The organism is Metasolibacillus sp. FSL H7-0170 (assembly GCF_038593115.1).
GTDB lineage: Bacteria > Bacillota > Bacilli > Bacillales_A > Planococcaceae > Metasolibacillus > Metasolibacillus fluoroglycofenilyticus.
Genome location: NZ_CP151964.1, coordinates 2679031 through 2704276, shown reverse-complemented (window position 1 = coordinate 2704276; position 25246 = coordinate 2679031). Strand labels below are relative to the sequence as shown.

The window sequence follows — 25246 nt, the reverse complement described above, 5'->3', positions numbered from 1 at the left end:
TAAAAAAATATACTTATATCCTACAAATATCTCCTGATAGGGCTCAGGAGAATATTTGTAAGAACAGAATCTTCGCCTTAGTTTAATCGCTTCACTGTTTTCCTATTAAAAAGTTTAACAGATTCGGTTATATGAACACAAGAATTTTTTTTATGTTCAATCATTTCAATTAATTTAACAATAGCGATTAATCCTAAATTTCTTTCCATCGCATGTCCTACTGTCGTTAATTGAATTTGTTCATATGCCGCCAATTCAACATTATCAATCCCAATAACACTAATATCCTCCGGGATACGAATATCGCGCTTTAATAATTCATCAATGACATTTAGCGCTATCGAATCAGATGCACCTATTATAGCAGTTGGGGAATTTGGCTGCTGGAGCAAATAATCAATTCCCTCACTAATATTTGCACGGGTTGTATTGGAATGATAAATATATGCTTCTGGCAACGTTTCTCCTAAAGCACGCAGTGCCCCTCTAAAACGATTAGCGTACGTACTAACTGTTAAATGCCCCCCTATATAGGCAATATGTTGATGTCCTAAAGCCTGCAATGATTGTGCAGCAATATAACCTGCTTGTTCATTATCAATTTCGACAAAATTTTCATTTGATTGGTGCTTACGGTTAAATGTAATAAAGGGAATATTTAATTTCTTTAGCTTTTCAAAAAACGGATCTTCATACAATATACAAGATAAAATGATTCCATCTACTTTGCGCTCTAAAATTTTTGAATAGGCATTTTCTAATTCCTCATCCTGTACAAATTGTACATCGACTTTATAACCTTTACTATTTGCATAATTAACAATAGCCGCAGTAGTGTCTGAGAAGAAAGGATTGTGTAGCGGACCAGATAATAGTGCAATTGTATTTGTTCGACTAGTCACAAGCAATCTTGCCTGTTCGTTAGGAATATAATTTAATTGTTCAATCGCCTTCAACACCTTATCAACCGTTGAGGCCTTTACTTGTTCAGGTGTATTCAAAACCCGGGAAACCGTCGTCTGTGACACACCAGCTAATTTTGCAACATCTTTTGACGATACGATAACTATTTCACCTCTACAACCTCAATCTCTATTTCTAAGTAAGCAATATTCATCAATCTTTAGTTTAACATATTATTTTTTATTCTTCTTTAAAAGATAAACTACGCCTTATTATAATGGTTCAACGTCAAATGTTGGGGTGAGGTAAAATTCACGTCACCCCAAATGAACCCCGATATTTTTATACCGAATGTTTAATAAGATTTTTGCTTTGAAGTGATCGAAACGCCGAAAGCCATATGCGTTGCGTTTCATCACTTTTGTTCTGTTGTTAATGCCTTCTAAAAATCCATTGGAATAAGGGAAGTTAAAACTGTTCAAGATCTCTACCTGCCAGTTTCTAAAAGTTTTAATGGCCTTTAAAAACGCATGAATCTGCTTCGTTTCCACTTCCTGATAAAATACTTCTAACCGCCTTTTTACTTCTACTACATTTTCTGCTGTTTTAGCCCAGTCAAACCATTCGCAATAAGCTTCTTTCAGTTCGTATGCCTGCCGTAATTCTTCAGACATCCCCAAATAACGGTTCACATACCAGCGTTCTTTTCGGGTCAGTTTAGATGCCCGTTTATAGAGCACATGACGCATCCGCTTACACTTCTTCCGGTCATATGCGTGCCATTCCTTCTGCACTTTTCGCCGTACCTCATCCAACGCCCAGTAGATGTACCGGCAATAGTGGAACCGGTCTGCAATGATGACGGGCCGACTCAATGCTTTTTTGACTGCTGCTTTGAAGCTTGGATTCATGTCCATCACCACCAGCTCCACGTCCTGACCATATTGGCGCAGATAGTCCTGAATCGTTTCTTTCCGCCGGTTGGGTAGGATATCAAGCGGCTCCCGAGTTTTTGCATCCGCAATGATCAGTTGGAATTTTCCTTCGTCTGTATCCCCTTTATATTCATCAATCGCAATCGCTTTCGGCAGGCGCACGCCTTCTGCCATCTGCGTTTTTGCGGCTGACTGAAAGCGGCGGATGATGGTGGAACTAGAGGCGCCGAGAACCTCACCGGCTTCTTTAAACGTCTTGGCTTTCACGGAGCGCACCTGTGCCACCTGATTCCATTCCTTTGTGAAGCGCTGATACCTTTCCACAAATGGAGCGTGTTCAGAGAACCTTTTTCCGCAAGAACACGCATAACGGCGCCGTCTGTAAAACAGGCAAGTCAACCGTTCAAACCACTTCAAATGCTTGACTTTCTGCATGCGGTAATCATGGACTTTCTGTGTAGTTTCCCCGCAGTTCGGGCAGCGATGAGGTTTTTTAGGGAGAGACACATAAAGGCAAGTCCGCTCTCCAAGCTCCTCCACCTTCTCGATAATAACTCCTTTTAATCCAGGGATATTCATGATAAAATTCATATGCACGTCTCACCTTTCTCTTACTTGTTTCTCAACAATTCAAGTATAAAAAAAATCGGTGAGTACGTGTCTTTTTTTATCCAAATTGTGTGTACACCCCAACAAATATTATAGAACCCAAATATTATAGAACCATTATAATTACCATAGGAGCAATGTTTTGAAGATATTAATATAAAAAACAGGGGCTATTTGAAAAGATATAATCTTTTCAAATAGCCCCTGTTAATAATGAGCCATGAAGGACTCGAACCTTCGACCCTCTGATTAAAAGTCAGATGCTCTACCGACTGAGCTAATGGCTCAAGAAAAAACAAAAAAATGGCTGGGGTACTAGGATTCGAACCTAGGCATGACGGAATCAAAATCCGTTGCCTTACCGCTTGGCTATACCCCAATCATTTTCAAAGATGGTGGTGGGGGACGGATTCGAACCGCCGAACCCTAAGGAGCGGATTTACAGTCCGCCGCGTTTAGCCACTTCGCTACCCCACCGACATAACACTTGAATGGTGGAGGATGACGGGTTCGAACCGCCGACCCCCTGCTTGTAAGGCAGGTGCTCTCCCAGCTGAGCTAATCCTCCATATATGAGTGTTACAATTATTTATTTTTAAATGGTGACCCGTACGGGATTCGAACCCGTGTTACCGCCGTGAAAGGGCGGTGTCTTAACCACTTGACCAACGGGCCAGTTAAAATATCTCAAACAAGACAAGAATTATAATACCATGTTTTTTAGATTTGTACAAGCCTTTTCGATAAATTTTCATCCTAATTTGCAAATTCTTTTTTAGTGAAAGCCTCAAATTAAAAATTAGGGTTTTTTCATTGTTAGGAGCTAAATGCTTGTTTTACTTATTTTAAACTTTATTGAAGTTTGACACTTTGCTAAGTAAACAACGATATGTAACACTGATTTTAGATTAATCTACTTCGTTTAGCTAATCAAGGAAAATTCGGATTAAAACTAATAGTGGACCTGTTAATTCTACCTCTAAAAATAATGCTACTATAATTTTTTCATTTCAATTAATAGGCAAAAAAAATGGCTCCGAAGGCAGGGCTCGAACCTGCGACCAACCGGTTAACAGCCGGTTGCTCTACCACTGAGCTACTTCGGAACGCTAATATTCATTTATGCACTTTGTATAAGCTACTTAGTACATTTATTATTATAACAATCATTTTAATTATTACAAGTGCTTTTTTCAAATAATTAAAACTTTCGATTTAATTCACTATTTACTCATATTATCGATATGTTTGCGCTATCAATTACGCTTCAGCTAACTACTAAATCAAGATAAAAAAAGCCACTACTGATTAATTATCAGCAGCGACTTTTTGCGCGAAGCAATGTCCTACTCTCACAGGGGGAAGCCCCCAACTACCATCGGCGCTAAAGAGCTTAACTTCCGTGTTCGGTATGGGAACGGGTGTGACCTCTTTGCCATCATTACTTCACTTGCACATGGATGTACTGGCGTCTACGTTACCACAGGATGTGGTGCTTTTAGTAGACGTTCCTTACTCGGCTTCCAATCTACTGCGCTACTCTTCGTCAACTGCATTCGCTCATTCAATCATATACTTTAGTACATTCCTTCAAGCGCTCTTTTGTTTCCTCGATTAGCTTGTATCTTGAAATCCTTATTTTTAGAAAGTGTTTGTTCTTTCAAAACTGGATAAACGAACATTGAAACAAGTTTTAATTGTGGTTAAGTCCTCGATCGATTAGTATTCGTCAGCTCCATGTGTCGCCACACTTCCACCTCGAACCTATCTACCTCATCGTCTTTGAGGGATCTTACTTACTTGCGTAATGGGAAATCTCATCTTGAGGGGGGCTTCATGCTTAGATGCTTTCAGCACTTATCCCGTCCATACATAGCTACCCAGCGATGCCGTTGGCACGACAACTGGTACACCAGCGGTATGTCCATCCCGGTCCTCTCGTACTAAGGACAGCTCCTCTCAAATTTCCTACGCCCACGACGGATAGGGACCGAACTGTCTCACGACGTTCTGAACCCAGCTCGCGTACCGCTTTAATGGGCGAACAGCCCAACCCTTGGGACCGACTACAGCCCCAGGATGCGATGAGCCGACATCGAGGTGCCAAACCTCCCCGTCGATGTGGACTCTTGGGGGAGATAAGCCTGTTATCCCCGGGGTAGCTTTTATCCGTTGAGCGATGGCCCTTCCATGCGGAACCACCGGATCACTAAGCCCGTCTTTCGACCCTGCTCGACTTGTAGGTCTCGCAGTCAAGCTCCCTTGTGCCTTTACACTCTACGAATGATTTCCAACCATTCTGAGGGAACCTTTGGGCGCCTCCGTTACCTTTTAGGAGGCGACCGCCCCAGTCAAACTGTCCGCCTGACACTGTCTCCTACCCCGCTAAGGGGCACGGGTTAGAATTTCAATACAACCAGGGTAGTATCCCACCGACGCCTCCTTCGAAGCTGGCGCTCCGAGATCTCTGGCTCCTACCTATCCTGTACAAGTTGTACCAAAATTCAATATCAAGCTACAGTAAAGCTCCACGGGGTCTTTCCGTCCTGTCGCGGGTAACCTGCATCTTCACAGGTACTATAATTTCACCGAGTCTCTCGTTGAGACAGTGCCCAGATCGTTACGCCTTTCGTGCGGGTCGGAACTTACCCGACAAGGAATTTCGCTACCTTAGGACCGTTATAGTTACGGCCGCCGTTTACTGGGGCTTCAATTCATAGCTTCGCTTGCGCTAACCACTCCTCTTAACCTTCCAGCACCGGGCAGGCGTCAGCCCCTATACGTCACCTTACGGTTTTGCAGAGACCTGTGTTTTTGCTAAACAGTCGCCTGGGCCTATTCACTGCGGCTCTCATGCGCTTGCACGCTCAAGAGCACCCCTTCTCCCGAAGTTACGGGGTCATTTTGCCGAGTTCCTTAACGAGAGTTCTCTCGCACACCTTAGGATTCTCTCCTCGACTACCTGTGTCGGTTTGCGGTACGGGTACCTCCCACCTCGCTAGAGGCTTTTCTTGGCAGTGTGAGATCAGGAACTTCGTCCATACGGACTCGTCATCACAGCTTGGCGTTAGAGTGTGCGGATTTGCCTACACACACGCCTTACTGCTTGAACAGAGACAACCAACGCTCTGCTTACCCTACCCTCCTGCGTCCCCCCATTGCTCAAACGGTGGGGAGGTAGTACAGGAATATCAACCTGTTATCCATCGCCTACGCCTATCGGCCTCGGCTTAGGTCCCGACTAACCCTGAGCGGACGAGCCTTCCTCAGGAAACCTTAGTCATACGGTGGACAGGATTCTCACCTATCTTTCGCTACTCATACCGGCATTCTCACTTCTAAGCGCTCCACCAGTCCTTCCGGTCTGACTTCAACGCACTTAGAACGCTCTCCTACCACTGACATCGTAGATGTCAATCCACAGCTTCGGTGAATCGTTTAGCCCCGATACATTTTCGGCGCAGTGTCACTCGACCAGTGAGCTATTACGCACTCTTTAAATGATGGCTGCTTCTAAGCCAACATCCTGGTTGTCTAAGCAACGCCACATCCTTTTCCACTTAACGATTACTTTGGGACCTTAGCTGGTGGTCTGGGCTGTTTCCCTCTTGACTACGGATCTTATCACTCGCAGTCTGACTCCCGTGTATAAATATCCGGCATTCGGAGTTTGTCTGAATTCGGTAAAGCGAGATGCCCCCCTAGTCCAAACAGTGCTCTACCTCCGGTATTCTCAATCACGAGGCTAGCCCTAAAGCTATTTCGGAGAGAACCAGCTATCTCCAGGTTCGATTGGAATTTCTCCGCTACCCACAGCTCATCCCCGCACTTTTCAACGTACGTGGGTTCGGGCCTCCAGTAAGTGTTACCTTACCTTCACCCTGGCCATGGGTAGATCACCTGGTTTCGGGTCTACGACAACGTACTCCTTCGCCCTATTCAGACTCGCTTTCGCTGCGGCTCCGCTTTCTCAGCTTAACCTTGCACGTTATCGTAACTCGCCGGTTCATTCTACAAAAGGCACGCTATCACCCATTAACGGGCTCTAACTACTTGTAGGCACACGGTTTCAGGTTCTCTTTCACTCCCCTCCCGGGGTGCTTTTCACCTTTCCCTCACGGTACTGGTTCACTATCGGTCACTAGGGAGTATTTAGCCTTGGGAGATGGTCCTCCCGGATTCCGACGGAATTTCACGTGTTCCGCCGTACTCAGGATCCACTCTGGAGGGAATGAACTTTCGACTACAGGGCTTTTACCTGCTCTGGCGGACCTTTCCAAGTCGCTTCATCTACTTCATTCCTTTGTAACTCCGTATAGAGTGTCCTACAACCCCAAAGAGCAAGCTCTTTGGTTTGGGCTTTTCCCGTTTCGCTCGCCGCTACTCAGGGAATCGAATTTTCTTTCTCTTCCTGCAGGTACTTAGATGTTTCAGTTCCCTGCGTCTGTCTTCCATACGCTATGAATTCACGTATGGATACTATGCTATTAAACATAGTGGGTTTCCCCATTCGGAAATCCCCGGATCAAAGCTTACTTACAGCTCCCCGAGGCATATCGGTGTTAGTGCCGTCCTTCATCGACTCCTAGTGCCAAGGCATCCACCGTGCGCCCTTAATAACTTAACCTTCAGCTTTCGATATACATCGCCATCCTGCGTCAGCTACTTTCGCTCATTCAGTCACGTACAGAGGTACGCTCCTTCATTCACTCAATCTGCTTCCTTGGCTTGCTCGTATCTCGAAACCTTCATTTTCGGCTTTCAATACACATCGTATGACTGCGTCAACTTCATTCACTCTGTCAGTCACGTACTTAAGTACGCTCCTTCTATCGCTCAATCGCTTCCTTGTCCTACTCGTGTCTTGAAACCTTCATGTTAGTTACAACTTATCTCATAAAAGAAATAAGATTTAAGAACTTACACGATCAATTACTTGATCTATTTAAAACTTGTTACTTTCAATGTCGTTTTATCCAGTTTTCAAAGAACAAATAGGCTACCTGTATTTGCTTCCTCGCGTATTTGCGACGAGTAACCGCAGGAGCACAATAAGAAGTATTCATCCATTGATGAACCTTCAAAACTGAACAGCAATCCGTGAATGTTATCTCCGTAGGAGATATTCCGAAAATATCCTTAGAAAGGAGGTGATCCAGCCGCACCTTCCGATACGGCTACCTTGTTACGACTTCACCCCAATCATCTATCCCACCTTCGGCGGCTGGCTCCAAAAGGTTACCTCACCGACTTCGGGTGTTACAAACTCTCGTGGTGTGACGGGCGGTGTGTACAAGGCCCGGGAACGTATTCACCGCGGCATGCTGATCCGCGATTACTAGCGATTCCGGCTTCATGTAGGCGAGTTGCAGCCTACAATCCGAACTGAGAACGGTTTTATCGGATTAGCTCCCCCTCGCGGGTTGGCAACCGGTTGTACCGTCCATTGTAGCACGTGTGTAGCCCAGGTCATAAGGGGCATGATGATTTGACGTCATCCCCACCTTCCTCCGGTTTGTCACCGGCAGTCACCTTAGAGTGCCCAACTGAATGATGGCAACTAAGATCAAGGGTTGCGCTCGTTGCGGGACTTAACCCAACATCTCACGACACGAGCTGACGACAACCATGCACCACCTGTCACCGTTGTCCCCGAAGGGAAAACCATGTCTCCATAGTGGGCAACGGGATGTCAAGACCTGGTAAGGTTCTTCGCGTTGCTTCGAATTAAACCACATGCTCCACCGCTTGTGCGGGCCCCCGTCAATTCCTTTGAGTTTCAGTCTTGCGACCGTACTCCCCAGGCGGAGTGCTTAATGCGTTAGCTGCAGCACTAAGGGGCGGAAACCCCCTAACACTTAGCACTCATCGTTTACGGCGTGGACTACCAGGGTATCTAATCCTGTTTGCTCCCCACGCTTTCGCGCCTCAGCGTCAGTTACAGACCAGAAAGTCGCCTTCGCCACTGGTGTTCCTCCAAATCTCTACGCATTTCACCGCTACACTTGGAATTCCACTTTCCTCTTCTGCACTCAAGTTCCCCAGTTTCCAATGACCTTCCCCGGTTGAGCCGGGGGCTTTCACATCAGACTTAAAAAACCGCCTGCGCGCGCTTTACGCCCAATAATTCCGGACAACGCTTGCCACCTACGTATTACCGCGGCTGCTGGCACGTAGTTAGCCGTGGCTTTCTAATAAGGTACCGTCAAGGTGCCGCCAGTTACTACGGCACTTGTTCTTCCCTTACAACAGAGTTTTACGATCCGAAAACCTTCTTCACTCACGCGGCGTTGCTCCATCAGGCTTTCGCCCATTGTGGAAGATTCCCTACTGCTGCCTCCCGTAGGAGTCTGGGCCGTGTCTCAGTCCCAGTGTGGCCGATCACCCTCTCAGGTCGGCTACGCATCGTTGCCTTGGTGAGCCATTACCTCACCAACTAGCTAATGCGCCGCGGGCCCATCCTGTAGCGATAGCAGAACCATCTTTCAACTTTAAAACATGGGTTTCAAAGTATTATTCGGTATTAGCCCCGGTTTCCCGGAGTTATCCCCATCTACAGGGCAGGTTGCCCACGTGTTACTCACCCGTCCGCCGCTAGCGTTACTTCGGTGCAAGCACCAAAATAACGCCCGCTCGACTTGCATGTATTAGGCACGCCGCCAGCGTTCGTCCTGAGCCAGGATCAAACTCTCCATAAAAAGAATTTGAGTAAGCTCAAATTTGTATCTGTCGCTTCGCTTTCGATACATTAAAACATTTGCTGGCATCTTCATTCGATGTCCAAAATTGTGTTTCATCTATTCAATGAAACTTTATTCATTCACGTCTTGCTTGTTCAGTTTTCAAGGTTCATTTTTGTTGCATTGTCGCGTCATCTCTTAGCGACTTAATCATAATATCACCTTTCATTCATGAAAGTCAACACCTTTTCATAACTTTTTTATAGAAAACTATTTTGCACAAAAAATAATTTTAAATAAAGGAGGTTAAGAAATGCGAAAAATATTGCTATTACTAGCTTTAGCATTTTTGATTCTAGTATTTTATCAAAAACAAATTACCACTATTTTACCCACATTTAATGCAACGAATGAACCTACCGTTATTTCAAAAGGGCATTACGGGCAAACCTTAATGCTTGAGGTCACTTTTTCTCATGAAGGCTTTGACACATGGCTTGAAAATCTGAAGGCGCCTTACCCTTTATTGCTACTCGACAGTGCTTGGATTGAACGCTCGCCTGCAATGATTGAAATAATCAAGGACAAACGTATACCGACCGCGCTTCTCGGTCATAATAGTACAGATTATACAAACGAAAAAATTTTAGAAGAAGAAATTACAGTTTATAAAAAGTCCTTAGGGAAAGAGCCACTGTGGTTTATGACGAAGGATTATGTATTTCCAGAAGATTTGAAGAAGCTTATATTTAACCGACGAATCAATATGCTCATACCAACTGCTCTTTGGCACAAAGATCTTCCTCTTGAGGATGGTTTAATTATGTCCGTCCCTATACATGCAAATTCAATAATTAACTTTGAACAACTCACTTTATTTATGCAACAAAGCCCTGTCGTTTCTATAGAGGAAAATGTATTTGGCTATCAGTTAAAAACAAAAAGATTCCCTCAATAAAGGATGTGCATTCATACCCATCTATCCTCAGCATAGTTATAAGAAGCAAAAAGGGCATGTCTGAAAAGTCATTTGAGACACGCCCTTTTGCAACGGGTAACATTATTTTGTACCAACAGGCACAGTTGTTTCTGTGCCGAAAGCGAAACAGTAGGTACAAAAGCTTTTTAGCAACTATATAGTAGCGACAAAGGTTGTCCGAAAAGAAATATCTTTTGGGACAGCCTATTGTTTAATTTTGAGCAGCTTGCTTGCGTGCTTTACGGCGCTCCTCTAAATTTTTACGATCTTCCTCAGACTTAGCATTATACTTAGGTAGCATTAACAGTTGGTATGCATTAACTGCAACTAATGGGAATAATAATAATGCGACATATGTGTTGATATTATCCTGACGTCCCATTAATGCAATAATCCACTCTAATGATGTAATAACAATCATGAAAAAAACAGAAGGAATTAATATATGCTTTTTACCAGTCATTTTTACTTTCTGAACAGCTGTTGCAACTGCACCGAATACTAAAACTAATAGTAAACCAATGTAAAATAGCCAATCTTTAGCCGTTTCTGCTCCCGGTGCAAAACGGAAAATGATTAAATCGATTAAGACAACTAGAATTAATAGCATTTGTACCCAGTTCCATAGCGTTAACGTACGGAAAATATTGACACCTACTTGATGTAATGTTAAATAAGCGAAATAGCCAGCTTGCGCAATAACACTCATTGTGAAGCCCAATAAAACCATCCAAGCAAGGGCAGCAATGAACTCACCAAATTCTCCAGCCACTAAATATGGTTGGAAAAAATCCCAACGTATAAAAAGACTTGATATAGCTGTTACGCCGCCTCCAATTAATAGCGACATAAGGAAAAACTTAATCCAATTACGTATTGTCACGACATAATGTCCCCCAATTTATATTCTCCATTCTCATTTTAACAATGACGACATAAAAAAGCTAATACACACATAAGTCCAATACATATTATTCGTAAAAATGTGAACAATAAATGAAAGAGCATCGCAACTAATAATGCGCTCATTTACTTTTAATTGGCTATTCAAAGCTTAAACACGAAGGCATTTTTAAAATTTATTACATTTAAGGCCCTAAATTAATTATGCCGTGGCGTAATTGCATTCAGTTTTTCCAGGCTTGCAAAGAAATCCTTTTAAAATCTGTCACATCCGACAGAGATTAGATCCATACGATTCGTCGTTACCGCAGAACACGGTGGTCTTAAAGTGAGTTTCTTTAAACAAGCCTAACGAAGGCATTTTTATCGACGCCTATAGAGGAGAAATACCTTCTATACCTGTCATCTTGCTATCGGTACAAAACCTGCACTCATGCAGTTACTCGTCGCAGTAAACATTACCGAAAGAAGTTAAATGAAATAAAAAAATTTGTTTTTCGCTCCGTAAAACGAGGTTTTTCTGCTGAACTAAGACGAAAGGAAGGATAAATGATGTATCGTATCGGAATTATTATTTTTTCTTTAATTTTACTCGCTGGATGTACTGAATCAAAATCGGCTACATTGTCATACGATGAAGTGAAAAAAATTATGGTTGACTCTATTCAAACTGAGGACGGGAAAAAGGCAATCCGCCAAATACTAGAGGATCCGAAGTTTCGGGAGCTACTAATACTCGACAGCGATGAAGTAAAGCAAGCTACAGAGCAAACTTTATTATCCCAAGAAGCTGAAGATTTTTGGAAAAAGACGTTTCAGGATCCAAAATTTAAAGAAGCAATTGCTAAAAGTATGCAGGAACAGCAAGAGGCTATTTTAAAAGGGCTAATAAAGGACGCCTCCTATCAGGAAGATTTACAGTCATTTTTTGGACAAGCAGAAATGCAAAAGCAGCTTGAGACTATTTTAAAAAGCGCCCCACTTCGGAAACAGATGGAACAGATTGTAATGGATACGATTGATAACCCTCTCCTGCAATCTAAATGGCAGCAATTAATTATGCAAAGTGGTGAAGCGAGCAGCTCTTCGGGAGGGTCCGATTCAGGTGGATCCGATTCGGGTGAGTCTAAGGAGTCTAAAGATACTAAAGAGAAAGACCAAGACAAGAGCCAGGAGTAACATCTACCAAAGTACATCACGCTTCCCTTTTGTATAAAATAAATTAATATGGGCTGTCTGAAGTTATTCCCCTTTTCAGACAGCCCTCTACTTATTTTTTTAATTTATCGACCATTTGACGAGCAATTTCTAAATAAATTTGTCCTGTTGGATGATCCTCTGCATAAATAGAAGGAGCAAAATCTGCCTCCGTCCAATCAGGTTGTCCTAATGGAATTTGACCTAGTAATTGCGTGCGTAGCTCATCTGCTAATTTCGGACCTCCACCACGTCCAAAGACAAACTCTTTTTCACCTGTTTTCGATTCATACCACGCCATATTCTCAATAACACCCAAAATTTCATGATTTGTTTGCAGTGCCATTGCGCCTGCTCGTGCCGCGACAAACGCTGCTGTTGGATGTGGTGTCGTTACAACAATTTCTTTTGAAGACGGCAGCATCTGGTGAATGTCTAACGCCACGTCCCCTGTCCCTGGCGGTAAATCTAATAGTAGGTAATCTATATCTCCCCACTCTACATCGCGGAAAAATTGATCTAACACTTTCCCAAGCATTGGACCACGCCATACAATTGGTGCATTATTTTCAACGAAGAAGCCCATTGAAATCACTTTAACGCCCATACGTTCTACAGGATAAATACGGTTTTCCTTAACAACAGGCATTTCCCCAATACCCATCATGTCTGGCACACTGAAGCCATAAATATCGGCATCAATCAGCCCTACTTTTTTACCAAGACGCGCTAATGCTACAGCCATATTTACCGACACTGTCGATTTACCTACACCACCCTTACCAGAGGCAATAGAAATAAATTGTACAGTGGATAATGGCGATAAAATATCTTGAGCCTGCGCTTCCGTAGCTTGCCCGCGAAATACCTCTAAAGCTTCAGTTGACAGTTCTTCGAATCGAATACCTACAGATTGTGCCCCATTTTCCTTTAACACTTCAACAATTTTCATTTGTAGCGTCATTTGTTCAGGTGTATTTGTTTTCGCAATTGCGATTTTTACACTAACATGGCCTTTTTCTTCTTTAATGTTAACATTTACAATGCCATTCGTTTCCGCTAATGTTTTATGTAAAAAAGGATCTTGTAGTTGTCCCAACAGTTCTCTGACTTGTTGTTCGTTCATTTCGTAAAACACTCCCCTATTTTTATATCCACCTAGTAGTATAACACACCCCTCGTCGCAATATAGCTATTGGAGTTCCATGAAATAATAGTTCTCAATGCCGCGAGCAATGGCCAGTGCCATTTTTTCTTGGTAGCCCGGGTCGGTCAATAATGCTCTCTCCTCATCATTGCTTAAAAAGCCCGTTTCCACTAGTACTGCTGGCACTTGCGCCTTTTTTAATAAATAAATTTCTTTAATCGATAATGCCTCTCGGTCTGTATTTTGTAGATGCTCCCGGATAGACTCTTGAATTGTTTTTGCTAAAAGCTCACTATTGGCATCGCCTTCCTTATGATAAAACACTTGTGCACCGCGCCATTTACTGTTCGGAATTGCATTAGCGTGAATGGTAATGAATAAATCCGGCTGTTGCTCTTGAACAATTGTTTCTCGCAAAAAGATATCTTGCTTTTTACGCTCACGCAATGTCGAGAATTGCTCGTTCGGTGCATGCTCAGCTAGTACATCCTCGTCTGTCGTACGAGTCATCACTACCTCGGCCCCTAATCGTTTCAATTGACGAGCAACTCTTTCAGTAATAGCTAGCGTAATATCCTTTTCAATAACATCACCTTTAGAAGCGCCACCATCAATACCTCCATGCCCTGCATCAAGCACTATTTTCACCCCACCTAATGGCTCCGGCAAAAAAAAGCGCTTATCGGAGGCACTTGTTTCATAAACGACAATCATCATACAGCTAAACATAATAACAATCAGCGCTAACCAACGCTTCATATGCACACCACCTTTGACTTACTATACGCAAAAATGGACGTGCATATGCGTTCTTTTAGTTTGTAGTACCAAAATCAATCCCTGAAAGTATATACGGAATAGCTGATTTTATAAATTCTTCTGGTGATACATTTTCATCGACTCTTCTCCATTCTACCGATGCACCATAAATGCCCCAGCTCAAGATAACAGCTGTAATTTTTAATGCTTCAGTCTCTTTCTTTGTTTGTTGTCTTACTAACATTTTGTAGAAAATAATTTCAAGTTGCTCTCGAATGATACGCGCAATCGTATCCTCGTAACCTCGATGGCAACGATTCGATAATGATTTTTGGAAATTTGTTATCGCTTGAAAGATATTGACAAAAACCTCTTCATTTAATTCATTCCTCTTATAAAAGTCGTAATCTAAATTAACTAACAGCACTTCCGAGAGCACCTTCTCTAATAGGTCATATATATCCTCGAAATGATAATAAAAAGTAGCGCGATTAATCATTGCTTCCGCTGTTATATCTTTTATAGTAATGTCTTTAAATTCTTTTTTTCCTGAAAGCTCAATGAAAGAATCAATAATTAATTTGCGGGTGCGTAAAACTCGAGGGTCCGCCTTTGCTTGAGTCATTTTTATCACTCCTTTTTTAAACAATTTCTTTAATATGTTGTATAAACGACAAATTCATAGAACTATTGGTGTTGCTCATTTTAATTATGACCTACAATCCAATTGTAAGACAAATAATACATTTTGCTTATAAACTAGCACCATTTCATGAAGCAACTGTTCAAGCTATGTTTAATGAAATTGTCGCCTGGTCTACTGCATTGAAAACGATTTATGAGGCTATCCAAAAAGCCGTGCATAGCCGGCATTTTGGACAGTAGCAATGATGTTTCACAAAATGTTGATTCATATAAACAGAAAGCGCCTCTTTTAAAAATGGGATGAACATTGGCTTTAGCAGTGTTAGCTTTCAGTAAAAGTGAAGCGATGAAAACATTTATTTCAATGCGGTGGCAAAACAAAATGTACTTTTCGGACAGCCCCAATTCTTATAGAGGAGGTAAAATGAATTGAAAAACAATATAGTGTGTGATTTAAAAACAGGTGTCTGCGGTGTAGCTGGTGAAGAGGAAATCGAGGTGATTGATTTTAATCAACCACAAAAATCGATTAATCTTTATTATGTAACTGACCCAATTTGCTCCCATTGCTGGGCAATCGAACCTGAGCTCCGTCGTTTTGTAGAGCAATATGGTCATTATTTTAACCTCCATACAGTTATGGGCGGCTTGCTAGAAAAATGGCATGATGGACCAATCGACCCTGCAAACGGTATTTACAAACCAGCGGACGTTGCTGGTCACTGGAGAGAGGTTGGAGAATTTTCGAGAATGCCTATTGATGGCAGTTTAATGGTTGATAATCCTGTTCAATCATCTTACCCACCTTCTCGTGTCTTTAAAATTATCCAAAAGCAGCATAACGATGCGGTGGCATTTGAATTTTTACGCCGCGCAAGGGAAGCGCTTTTTGCATTTAATCAAAACATTTCAGATTCATCTGTTTTAACAGAAATCATAAATAAACTTGGGCTTAATGGAGAGGCTATTGTCAATGAAGCTGAGCTACCGGTTGGTCAGCAATTATTGAATGAGGATTTTGCTCTTACTAGAAGCTTAGGTGCTGGAGGCTTTCCTACGGTTATTATGATGAATGAAGAAAATAAAGGCGTTCGAATTGTCGGCGGTCGCCCGCTTCACTATTACATCGATGGATTAAAGCAAGTTTTAAATTCGGAACAACTAAAACCGAAGCAGCGACCATCCTTTGCTAATTTGCTACAAAAAGAAAAGCTACTATTTTCTAAAGAAATTGAAGTGATGTACGATGTTGAACAATCAGACATTATTTCTTTTATTGAAAAGGAGCTTGCACCAGATCAATATAAAGTAAATGAAATTCTAGGTGAATTTTATTTTACAGCTACTAACTAATAGTAAGTGCTGTTTGAAACGGTAATTTTATGTTGTGAGTACATTGAAAGGAATATCTCCATTTCTTCTCTTTCATGTAGGCGATAAATCGTTAAACCCTGTGTTTCTTTCGTTTTAAAATAAGCTCTCTGTTTCAATGAGTTAAATTTCCCAAAAACACCAGCATCAGTGTCCAAAAAGTCGGCTATATACGGCTTTTTGGACACCCTCCAATTATCCTTTAAGTACCTCAACGATTTTTTTCCTCCATTTTAAAAACTCATCGCTCAAGTATAATTGCTCATCCCGCGGACGCTTAAAAGGAATTTTTATAGATGCTTTTACAGTTGCTGGGTTTGTTGATAAGATAATAATTTTGTCCGACAGGAAAAGGGCTTCTTCAATGTCATGTGTAATGAATAAAATAGATTTGTCATACGCTTCCCACATGTTAAGCAACCATTGCTGCATTTCTTTTTTCGTAAAAGAATCTAATGCAGAGAAAGGTTCATCTAAGCAGATAAGGGATTGCGGGCTTAGCAACGCTCGAATAAATGCCACACGCTGCTTCATTCCGCCTGATAATTGATGGGGATAAGCGTTCACCATCTCTCCCAAATTGGCCTTCTGCAATAATTCAATCGCCTGTGCTTCATCTGCTTTCCCCGCTAACTCACTACCAAGCATTGCATTTTGCAATACTGTTCTCCAAGGAAAAAGCGACGGACTTTGAGGCATGTAACTCATATTTCCACTTTCACTCGTAATATCACAATCATTTAACATAATTTGCCCTTGCTCAGGCTTTAAAACGCCTCCAATAAGATGAAACAAAGTACTTTTCCCACTACCAGAAGGTCCTAATATAGAAACAAACTCGCCATCCTGTGCAGTGAAAGAAATAGCGGAAAGTATCTTTTTTTCTCCGAAAGAATGATGTAGCTGCTCAATGTGCAGACTCATTGTACTCCCTCATTTCGTTTCCAGCGCGTAAACCATTTCTCAAGTGCTAAAAATAGTCCGAAAAATGCCAAGCTCAGAATAATTGTTATAACGATTGCAACGAAAACACGTGGCGTTCTGTAGGAGGAGGCAGATAACGTCATAAATACACCAATTCCTTTTTGTGCACCTAGCCATTCTGCTACAACGGCTGTCATCACACTATACGTTGCAGCAATTTTTATTCCTGAGAAGATGCTTGGGATTGCATCAGGTAATTGCAACCTTAAAAAAATTTGCTTTTTCGTCGCTCCCATCATTTGCATATAATGCATCAAATCACGCTCAGTTTGTCTAAATCCATCAAGCGTTGCAATGGCAATCGGGAAAAAGGCTGTCGTTGCGATAATTAAATATTTCGGGAAATCTCCTAGACCAAACCAAATCATTAAAAGTGGCGCTAGCACAATTGTTGGGATATTTTGGGAAATAACGAGAAACGGCATAACGATTTCCCGTGCAGTCGGCAAAATATGTAACATTGTTGCGACACTAATACCTAACACAATGGCTGACGAAAAACCGATGAATACAAGCTTTATCGTCGCCAGCATATGCGGGAAAATGGCGGGGAAAACAATGAACATTTCCTTTGCGATAACGGAAGGTGCAGGTAGTACCCATACTTCAATCTGCAACAGCTTCACTGCTATTTCCCAAAGAGTAATTGCGATTAGAAGAGCTAGCACCGGCTTCCACATATTTTCTATTCTCATAGCTGTTTCCTCACTTCATTGCATTCGCGATAAATTCATTTGTAAATGCTTGTTGAATATCTACTTCACCGATAATCTGATGCTTTACCATAAATTCCGCAAAATTTTCCCATCGACTTGCCTCTTGAACACCCCAAGCCTCTGCACCTTCTTTATAGTGAGGAGATAGCCACTCCTGACTGCGTCTCACAAGCTCTGGCTGAAGGTCGGGCTCTGCAGCAATTAAAATATCCGCCGATTTCTGCGGGTTATCAATTGCAAACTCATAGCCTTTATATACAGCATTAATGAAGGCTTGCACTGTATCAGGATTATCTTCAATCATTTTATCGTTCGTAATAATAAGAGGTGAGTAAGTATCTAACTCTGGCGCAAAATCAGTCGTTTTAATAAAATGCATATCCGCATCACGAATCTCACCTTCAATACCTGTCCATGCATAAAAAATACTGACAAAATCGATGTCTCGCTCTAGCGCTACAAAATAATCTGTATTGCCGACTTGTACCGTCTCAATTTTCGAAGCATCTCCACCTTCTTTATTCATAACAGCCTGTAAAGAAGCTTTTTCTAATTCCGAGCCATATGCACCGTATATATGCCCTTCAAAGTCTTTTGGCGTTTTAATTCCCTTTGCCTTTGGCGTATAATAGCCTCCAGTGTTTTTCTGAATAATGGCAGCGATTGAAACAATAGGAAGACCTTCTGAACGCGCTTGCGTTACTTGATTTTGAAAGCTAATTCCGAATTGCCCCTTGCCAGACCCTACAATTTGCTCCGCACGTACCTCGCCTGGCAGCATAATTTCAACGTCTAAGCCTACTTCTTCAAAAAATCCTTTTTCCTTTGCTACATAAATTCCTGTATGATTTGTATTTGGCGTCCAATCTAAGAACAGTTGGACCTTTTCATTCCCTTCCTTTGTTTGACAGCCCATTAAAAGGAAGACTAGTGATAATAATGCTAAATATTTCAAGACTATTCGCATGGCAATATATCCTCCACCTATGACTTCACTTTCTCATCACGCTGTGATAACCATTTTTCAAATGTATAGGACATCTCCCAAAATGCTAGTTCATATTCCTTTGCGATAATAAATTGTTCCTTCACCTTCTCTTTTTCTTTTTCGTTCATATCCTCGACAAGTGAGTTTAATAAATCAATTTGAGCCTGTGTTGCCTCTTGGAACCAATCGCTCGCATATGTCGCAAGCCAATTGCGATAAATTTCAGTTTCTGGATTTGCGTGCTCATAAGCCTTGCCAATATCAGCATATAGCCAATAGCATGGCAACATAGCTGAAATAATATAGGCTAAATTTCCATACATTGTTGAGCGATATAAATGTGATGTATAGCCGTAAGCGGTTGGTGCTGGCTTGAAGCTTTCCATATCTTCCTCAGTAATATTTAATATTTTTGCATGTGCTTCATGCACCCCTAATTCAGCTTGTGCGGTATTGCGCGCTTTTTCTGCCAGAAAAGCGGTAATCGCGAAATCCTCTGCTTGTGCCGCTGCCAGCGCATGAATTTTTGCATAATGGTTCAAATAATAGATATCTTGCAAAATATAATTTTTGAAAATTTCAAGAGGTAAATCCCCCTTCACAATGCCTTGTACAAATGGGTGATTTAAGCTTTTCTCCCAGCTCTCCTTTGTTGCTAAACGTAATTCATCAGTAAATTTCATAAAAAAAACCTCCTAATTTGTTCTTTTTCTAAAAGGAACACTAGTAGGAGGGTTTCGTTTTTGAATGAAGTAAGCAAATATATGCCAAAATACATCGTTATTAAACGAATTCATTTCCCATCTACTTCCCTCCGCTCGTACTAACGAGATCAGGTTCTAAGAGTAAGTCTCAGCCATTATTTGGCACCCCTAGTAGAAAAAGAATCATATTTTAATTTCAAATCCATCATAACGCATTAAAATTAAATGTCAAATATTCTTTAAAATAATCAATCTATTTAATTGAGAATAGTTATCACTTATTGTATAGTAGATAGTGACATACAAATAAGTGAGGAGAAGATATAATGCAAATTTACTGGACGAAAATAAATAAGATTATTGAAGAAACGCCTGAGGTTAAAACATACATGCTGGACCTTCCAGAGGGCTTTACATGGGAAGAAGGCTCGCACACCCATTTCGCACTAAAGGGATTTAATGCTGGAGAAAAGCCAAACCGCGCGCTCATCCGCCATATGTCAATCTCCACTTTACCGCACGAAAATTCAATCGGTATTACAACACGCATTAAAGAACAATGCTCTGAATTCAAATCGATTTTAAAAAATATTGAAATTGGCACTGAAGTAGCAATCTTTAAAACACATTCGAATGTACCGCTAAAAAGAGACAATAAAAATATTTATCTGCTATCATCTGGTGTCGGCTTAGCTACTTTTAGACCACTTGTACTTGATTATTTAGAGCGTGCAGACAATGTGAATCAAATTCATTCACTAAATATCGATTCCACAAAGGATTTCTTATTCCCAAATATTTTTGAATCTGCACCTGCCAAGAAATTCATCGCACAGTTCGTCGATAATCGCAAAGACTATTATGAAGAAGTGAAAAATCTAGCCGCAGACAAAGAAGGATTATTCTACGTTGTTGGCAGCGATGAATTCCTTGCACAAAACATTGAAATACTACGTGAACAAGGCATCCAGCCTGAACAAATTATGCTCGACAAGCATACACAACAACGTGCTGAGTTTTTATCATTGGATTTATCAGTTTAATATATCTTAGTGAGGAAGCGTCCAAAAAGTGTACTAAAGCACTACATTTTGGACGCTTCATTTGTGGAGTTGACCGAAAATCCATTTTTTGTCACCGTATTGAAATCAATGTTTTCATCGCTTCCCTTTTACTGAAGGAGTACACTGCTAAAGTCAATGTTCATCCCATTTTTAAAAGAGGCGTTTTCTGTTTATATGTATCAACATCTTATGAAATATCATCGCTAACTGTCCAAAATGCCGGCTATGCACGGCTTTAGGACAGCCCCTATTTAACAAAGTAAATAAGTGGAGAAATAATATTCATGCATTAGATTGATTTTAGCGAGTGGCGAGACGACACGCTGATAAAGGGAGACCTAGTCTAGTACCGCCGCAACATATGTGCGAGCGACTGAGTGGGCAATATCATGTTGGTCTAAACCTCAGTAGTTGTCACTACCGTTGGCAATTCCTATCGTTTAAAAAATCATCTAGTTCTAGATGGCAAGTGATTTTATACATCATTAAGTGAGCGTTTTTGTACATAGTTTAATGGAAATTTGTATATCTTCAACGGCAAAGCGGATAAATATAAATGTTTTATTAATCTTGACAAATATTAAAGTCAACTTTATAATAAAGTAAACTTTATAATATAAGGAGTTATTAATATGAAAAAAAATAAAGATGAATTATTTGAACTCGTTACTGAAATAAATGACATGCATTATACGATGAATAAAATCATCATAAAAGAATATCAATCTTTACTAGATGATAATCTTTCTAGGAATCAAACAATTTTAATGGATATTGTTAAAGATTACGGAAAAATTTCTATTGGAGAAATTGCTCGACTAATGAAAATAACATCAAGCGCTGTTGGACAGATTGTTAATAAACTTGAAGATGGAAATTATTTAGTGAGGACTATTAATTCACAAAATAGACGTGAAATACTTGTGCAACTGGCAGATAAGGGAACTCGATATTTTGAAAAAGAAGAAAAAATAAATCGTCAAATTATTAATCGTATTTACACACAAATGGAATTGAGTGAAATGGAAGAACTCAAAAGGATTATCACAAAGCTAAGTAACATTGTAGAAAAGACATATACAAAACAAGATGGGGAGGAAAACAATCATGACTAACACAAAGGCTAACTTAGAAAGTTTATTCAATGAAATTAAGGAAAGGGAATTGTTAAATGGTACAGTCCTTGTTGCTAAAAAAGGCGAGATTTTATACGAAGGAGCTTTTGGTAATGCTGACTTGTCAACAAAACGTCCATTAACATCACAATCTTTATTCAACCTTGCATCTGTCTCAAAGCCAATTACAGCAACTGCAATTTTACTACTCGTTCAGGAAGGCAAACTAAATCTTGAGGACTTCGTGCAGAAATGGATACCTAATCTACCTTATGAAGGCATTACGATTAGACATCTACTTAACCATACGAGCGGACTCCCCGATTATTTAGATTTGTTTGAGAAATACTGGGATAAAACGAAAATCGCAGACAATGACGACTTACTTAGATATTTAGTCAAGTACAAACCCCACCGTCTATTTGCACCAAATGAGCGTGTTGAATATAGTAACACGGGCTATATTTTACTCGCGCTCATTGTTGAGCGTGTAACCAACATGGGTTTCCCCTACTTTTTACAAGAAAATATTTTTAAGCCACTTCAAATGACTCGCACTCAAGCTATTGGTGTTAGAAAAGAAAAGATTGAAATTGAAGATTATGCATACGGTTATGTCTATGATGTATATGCAGGCGAGTACGTTTTGGCTGATGATTTCGAAGAGTCTAAAATGGTTATTTATTTAGATGGAATACTTGGTGATGGTGGTATTCAATCAACTGTCAAGGATTTATATCTTTATGAACGTGCTCTAAACACCGGAAATTTAATCAATGACGAATTACTAAAAGAAGCTTATACACCAGCGGTGACAAAAACCCAAACACCACTTAGCTATGGTTTTGGTTGGATCTTAGAGGATATCAAGAAAAAAGGACGAATCATTTGGCATAGTGGCGGCTGGCCAGGATATGTTACACATCTTAGACGCTTCATCGATCATGATATTGTTGTTATTGTACTAAGAAATAAAGAACAAGATTTCGATTTTGACCAACATGTCTTATACGCAATCGAGCAAGTAGCTTTTGATGAGCCTTATGAACTTGCTAAGGAAAAACCTCTATTAAAGCGTGCCAGAGTCATTCCAGTAAATGTTTTAAAACGCCTTGTCGGTGATTATGCACTAACGGAACACCCGGATTTAATCATTCATGTTTCATTAGAAAACAACAGACTATTTATCGAAATGCCCGGTACAATGAAACTTGAATTATACGCTAAAGCAGAGAAAGAATTCTTCTTGAGAGGATTATCAATAGAGGTTAGTTTTATAACAGAGAACGGTAAGGAATTAATAAGGATTGTTAATGGTGTTGAAGTACAAACAGCAGTGCGTCAATCATTAACCGAGGATAAATGGGATTTTAATCATGCAGATCACAACTGAAATATTTCCTATTCAGTAGTTTAAGCAAGATGTTTATGCAGGAAACGATGCAGGGAAAACCTATGTACCTGCCGTTTTGCTTTCGGCACACAAAAGATTCGCTCCCGCAGTTATTCATTATAGGAGTTGTGTCTCAAAATGGCTTTTCAAACATGCCCTATTCTATTAACTTGAAAGACTAAGAAAATTAAAAGACTCGAATAGCTAAAGGTCCATTTTTGAATTATCTACTAAATTTTTTTAGTATAAAGCATAAAAAAACTCTCTCTCGACAATCGAGAGAGAGTTTTGAAAAACGTTGATATAACAACGATATTAACGTTTTGAGAACTGTGGTGAACGACGAGCGCCGCGTAAACCTGGTTTTTTACGCTCTTATATGCAACCTTTATATAGGATGACACTTAATGATATAGATACAGAGAGGGGAGGTGTTTCTCATAATTTAACAGCTAAATATAGTTACCTTTTAATATATCTTAATCGCTTGTCGGTATCAAAACAGTATCAAATTCTGTGATACTGTTTTGGTGAAATTATATTCCTCATCCTTACATCGTTTGATTAATTTCTTTCACCCATTCTTTCCCACCATATACGACAAACATTGTTTCTTTGTTGCTCTTATCTGTGATATGAATTCGCTGTGTTATAAAGAAATTCGCTCCAATATCAACGCTATGTATATCACTTGTTTGCATCTCCCAATATAAATTAGGGTTAATATTTATTGCATGAGCGCAGAAAATTAGACGTTTATTTGTTAATAAAATTCGGCCGCCATCGGATTTAGTAATACTATAATATAGATTACCTACCCCTGATCGCAAAGGAATCTCACCACTACCTAATTCAATTTCATGAAAAAAGATTTTTTGAGTTGCGGGAAAATCATCTGCGTTATATGTTAACTGTTTTGCTTCAGATGTAATAATATAGCTACCACAATATTCACAGTTATTTTGTTTTGGATTAAATGGAGCTGCACAGTTAGGGCAATTTAATGCTTTCATTATCATTATCTCCTCTTATCCTTTTTACTATATTATACTTGTAATACTCTAATATTCTAGTTATATTTTTGTACATATAGTAAAGCCCCTTTATTGTTCAAATAAAGAGGCTGAATTAATTATTGCATGTGGTACTTTCTAAAAGCAGTTTGCTTACGTTCCTCGCTTATTTGAGCATATCTGGCTGTAGTATCAGCCTTTTCATGTCCTAACAGCGCTTGTAAATCTGCTAATTCCATCCCTGCATTGAGTGATAACTGAGCAAATGTGTGTCTCATAATGTGTGGATGAAGGGGCTTAACAATCCCTGAAGCTTCTTTTATTTTTCTTATTTGATATTGTATTCCTTCGTTCGTTAACCGACGAATCGGTCTTCTTGCAGTAGCTATTAGTGCTGGGCAATCATCTGTACGTGTGTCCAAGTATTTCTTCAAGTAATATTGTGCTTTCTCACTTAAATAGACTCTTCGCTCCTTATTGCCTTTGCCGTGTACTATAGCGCTCTCATGCTGCCAGTCAATATCTTTAATGTCTAACTTCCTTAATTCATCAAGCCTACAGCCTGTTGAATAGAATACTTCTATTAGTGCACGTTGCCTTGAATCAGCACATGCAGCACGTACTTTTTCCAGTTCGATAATCGTTAACCCATCTCGCACCTTTTTAGGTAACTTCGGTCTTTTAATCTTTAGGCAAGGATTTTTCAGAAGCTCCTCTTCTTTTACTAACCATGCATAGAACGCTGAAAGTACATCTATTTTTGTAACAATAGTACTCGTCTTCAAATGTTGATGTGCTGCAAGGTACTGTCTTATATCTACCGTTGTTGCTTTTAATAGTGGTTTATTCAATTGTCTAGCAAACCTCTGTAACTCGTATCTATAATTTTTTGTTGTATGCATGGAATAATTTTCAACTTGTAAAGAGCTTAAATACATATGAATGTAATCTTCATTATCATCCTGAATCATGTCTATTTCCTTGGCTTCGATTTTATAATTTGATAACAAATCATCTAAATAGTAAGCTAGCTTAACTTTATCAAATTCAATATTGGCGACCATTTTAACGGCAGTTTCAATTTCTTGAATCAAGTACAACTTTGACATAAAACCCCTCCCAAATGGTTATATAACCTATA

At 40.2% G+C, this 25246-nt stretch carries 18 protein-coding genes, 6 tRNA genes, 3 rRNA genes and 1 riboswitch; of the genes, 6 read left to right on the top strand and 21 right to left on the bottom strand.

Features of this window, described 5'->3' with window-relative positions; translation table 11 throughout:
- Nucleotides 1–77 precede the first annotated feature (77 nt).
- From MHH70_RS12775 to MHH70_RS12725, 11 genes are all read right to left on the bottom strand, one after another.
- The gene (locus tag MHH70_RS12775; protein ID WP_342473199.1) at nucleotides 78–1064 is read right to left on the bottom strand and encodes a LacI family DNA-binding transcriptional regulator; all 987 of its coding nucleotides are present in this window, start codon (nucleotides 1062–1064) and stop codon (nucleotides 78–80) included.
- A gap of 156 nt (nucleotides 1065–1220) precedes the next feature.
- Nucleotides 1221–2435, bottom strand: a complete 1215-nt coding sequence (locus MHH70_RS12770) for an ISL3 family transposase (RefSeq protein ID WP_342471670.1) — start codon at nucleotides 2433–2435, stop codon at nucleotides 1221–1223.
- 226 nt (nucleotides 2436–2661) lie between these two features.
- Nucleotides 2662–2734: transfer RNA gene (locus tag MHH70_RS12765), tRNA-Lys, on the bottom strand.
- 17 nt (nucleotides 2735–2751) lie between these two features.
- Nucleotides 2752–2826: transfer RNA gene (locus MHH70_RS12760), tRNA-Gln, on the bottom strand.
- Between the two features lie 14 nt (nucleotides 2827–2840).
- Nucleotides 2841–2924, bottom strand: a tRNA-Tyr gene (locus MHH70_RS12755).
- Between the two features lie 15 nt (nucleotides 2925–2939).
- A tRNA-Val gene (locus MHH70_RS12750) sits at nucleotides 2940–3015 on the bottom strand.
- 32 nt (nucleotides 3016–3047) lie between these two features.
- Nucleotides 3048–3122: transfer RNA gene (locus tag MHH70_RS12745), tRNA-Glu, on the bottom strand.
- 356 nt (nucleotides 3123–3478) lie between these two features.
- Nucleotides 3479–3553: transfer RNA gene (locus MHH70_RS12740), tRNA-Asn, on the bottom strand.
- A 227-nt stretch (nucleotides 3554–3780) separates the two neighbouring features.
- A 5S ribosomal RNA gene (gene rrf / locus MHH70_RS12735) occupies nucleotides 3781–3896 on the bottom strand.
- 250 nt (nucleotides 3897–4146) lie between these two features.
- Nucleotides 4147–7074: ribosomal RNA gene (locus MHH70_RS12730) — 23S ribosomal RNA — on the bottom strand.
- Nucleotides 7075–7590: 516 nt separating this feature from the next.
- A 16S ribosomal RNA gene (locus MHH70_RS12725) occupies nucleotides 7591–9145 on the bottom strand.
- Together the 16S, 23S and 5S rRNA genes with 6 tRNA genes alongside form the textbook arrangement of a ribosomal RNA operon.
- Nucleotides 9146–9440: 295 nt before the next feature.
- Between MHH70_RS12725 and MHH70_RS12720 the strand changes: the two genes are divergently transcribed.
- Complete coding sequence (locus MHH70_RS12720; protein ID WP_342471669.1) at nucleotides 9441–10085, top strand: hypothetical protein; 645 nt, start codon at nucleotides 9441–9443, stop codon at nucleotides 10083–10085.
- Nucleotides 10086–10317: 232 nt separating this feature from the next.
- Here the strand turns inward: MHH70_RS12720 and MHH70_RS12715 are convergent, their stop codons facing one another.
- Nucleotides 10318–10989, bottom strand: coding sequence for a KinB-signaling pathway activation protein (locus MHH70_RS12715; RefSeq protein WP_066167454.1), 672 nt, complete (start codon nucleotides 10987–10989; stop codon nucleotides 10318–10320).
- Nucleotides 10990–11558: 569 nt separating this feature from the next.
- Between MHH70_RS12715 and gerD the strand changes: the two genes are divergently transcribed.
- Entirely contained in the window at nucleotides 11559–12188 is a 630-nt protein-coding gene (gene gerD, locus MHH70_RS12710; RefSeq protein WP_342471668.1) for a spore germination lipoprotein GerD, read from the top strand.
- Nucleotides 12189–12279: 91 nt separating this feature from the next.
- Here gerD and MHH70_RS12705 read toward each other — a convergent pair whose 3' ends face one another.
- The 3 genes from MHH70_RS12705 to MHH70_RS12695 form a co-directional block, all read right to left on the bottom strand.
- Nucleotides 12280–13332, bottom strand: coding sequence for an Mrp/NBP35 family ATP-binding protein (locus tag MHH70_RS12705; RefSeq protein ID WP_107943479.1), 1053 nt, complete (start codon nucleotides 13330–13332; stop codon nucleotides 12280–12282).
- A 66-nt stretch (nucleotides 13333–13398) separates the two neighbouring features.
- Nucleotides 13399–14112, bottom strand: a complete 714-nt coding sequence (locus tag MHH70_RS12700) for an N-acetylmuramoyl-L-alanine amidase (RefSeq protein ID WP_066167462.1) — start codon at nucleotides 14110–14112, stop codon at nucleotides 13399–13401.
- 55 nt (nucleotides 14113–14167) lie between these two features.
- Nucleotides 14168–14737, bottom strand: coding sequence for a TetR/AcrR family transcriptional regulator (locus MHH70_RS12695; RefSeq protein ID WP_342471667.1), 570 nt, complete (start codon nucleotides 14735–14737; stop codon nucleotides 14168–14170).
- 449 nt (nucleotides 14738–15186) lie between these two features.
- On the opposite strand from MHH70_RS12695, the gene MHH70_RS12690 reads away from it, so the two are divergent.
- Nucleotides 15187–16110, top strand: coding sequence for a DsbA family protein (locus MHH70_RS12690; RefSeq protein WP_342471666.1), 924 nt, complete (start codon nucleotides 15187–15189; stop codon nucleotides 16108–16110).
- Nucleotides 16111–16323: 213 nt separating this feature from the next.
- On the opposite strand, the gene MHH70_RS12685 is transcribed toward MHH70_RS12690, so the two are convergent.
- From MHH70_RS12685 to tenA, 4 genes are read right to left on the bottom strand one after another with little or no spacing between them, the layout of a single operon-like run.
- Nucleotides 16324–17052 carry an ABC transporter ATP-binding protein gene (locus tag MHH70_RS12685; RefSeq protein WP_342471665.1) on the bottom strand — a complete coding sequence of 243 codons (729 nt, stop codon included), beginning with the start codon at nucleotides 17050–17052 and terminating at the stop codon, nucleotides 16324–16326.
- A complete protein-coding gene (locus MHH70_RS12680; RefSeq protein ID WP_107943484.1) occupies nucleotides 17049–17807 on the bottom strand; it encodes an ABC transporter permease in 759 nt (252 codons plus the stop codon). The genes MHH70_RS12685 and MHH70_RS12680 overlap by 4 nt, the downstream gene beginning before the upstream one ends.
- A gap of 10 nt (nucleotides 17808–17817) precedes the next feature.
- Complete coding sequence (locus MHH70_RS12675; RefSeq protein ID WP_342471664.1) at nucleotides 17818–18795, bottom strand: ABC transporter substrate-binding protein; 978 nt, start codon at nucleotides 18793–18795, stop codon at nucleotides 17818–17820.
- A gap of 17 nt (nucleotides 18796–18812) precedes the next feature.
- Complete coding sequence (gene tenA / locus MHH70_RS12670) at nucleotides 18813–19499, bottom strand: thiaminase II (RefSeq protein ID WP_066167480.1); 687 nt, start codon at nucleotides 19497–19499, stop codon at nucleotides 18813–18815.
- Between the two features lie 109 nt (nucleotides 19500–19608).
- A riboswitch (TPP riboswitch) is annotated at nucleotides 19609–19700 on the bottom strand.
- Between the two features lie 146 nt (nucleotides 19701–19846).
- On the opposite strand from tenA, the gene MHH70_RS12665 reads away from it, so the two are divergent.
- The 3 genes from MHH70_RS12665 (at nucleotide 19847) to MHH70_RS12655 (ending at nucleotide 23092) form a co-directional block, all read left to right on the top strand.
- Nucleotides 19847–20563, top strand: a complete 717-nt coding sequence (locus MHH70_RS12665) for a dihydropteridine reductase (protein ID WP_342471663.1) — start codon at nucleotides 19847–19849, stop codon at nucleotides 20561–20563.
- A gap of 653 nt (nucleotides 20564–21216) precedes the next feature.
- Nucleotides 21217–21699, top strand: a complete 483-nt coding sequence (locus MHH70_RS12660) for a MarR family transcriptional regulator (protein ID WP_342471662.1) — start codon at nucleotides 21217–21219, stop codon at nucleotides 21697–21699.
- Complete coding sequence (locus MHH70_RS12655) at nucleotides 21692–23092, top strand: serine hydrolase domain-containing protein (protein ID WP_342471661.1); 1401 nt, start codon at nucleotides 21692–21694, stop codon at nucleotides 23090–23092. Before MHH70_RS12660 ends, MHH70_RS12655 begins: the two co-directional genes overlap by 8 nt.
- 551 nt (nucleotides 23093–23643) lie before the next feature.
- Here the strand turns inward: MHH70_RS12655 and MHH70_RS12650 are convergent.
- A complete protein-coding gene (locus MHH70_RS12650) occupies nucleotides 23644–24105 on the bottom strand; it encodes a PH domain-containing protein (RefSeq protein WP_342471660.1) in 462 nt (153 codons plus the stop codon).
- A 119-nt stretch (nucleotides 24106–24224) separates the two neighbouring features.
- Nucleotides 24225–25214, bottom strand: a complete 990-nt coding sequence (locus MHH70_RS12645; RefSeq protein WP_342471659.1) for a tyrosine-type recombinase/integrase — start codon at nucleotides 25212–25214, stop codon at nucleotides 24225–24227.
- Between the last annotated feature and the right edge of the window lie 32 nt (nucleotides 25215–25246).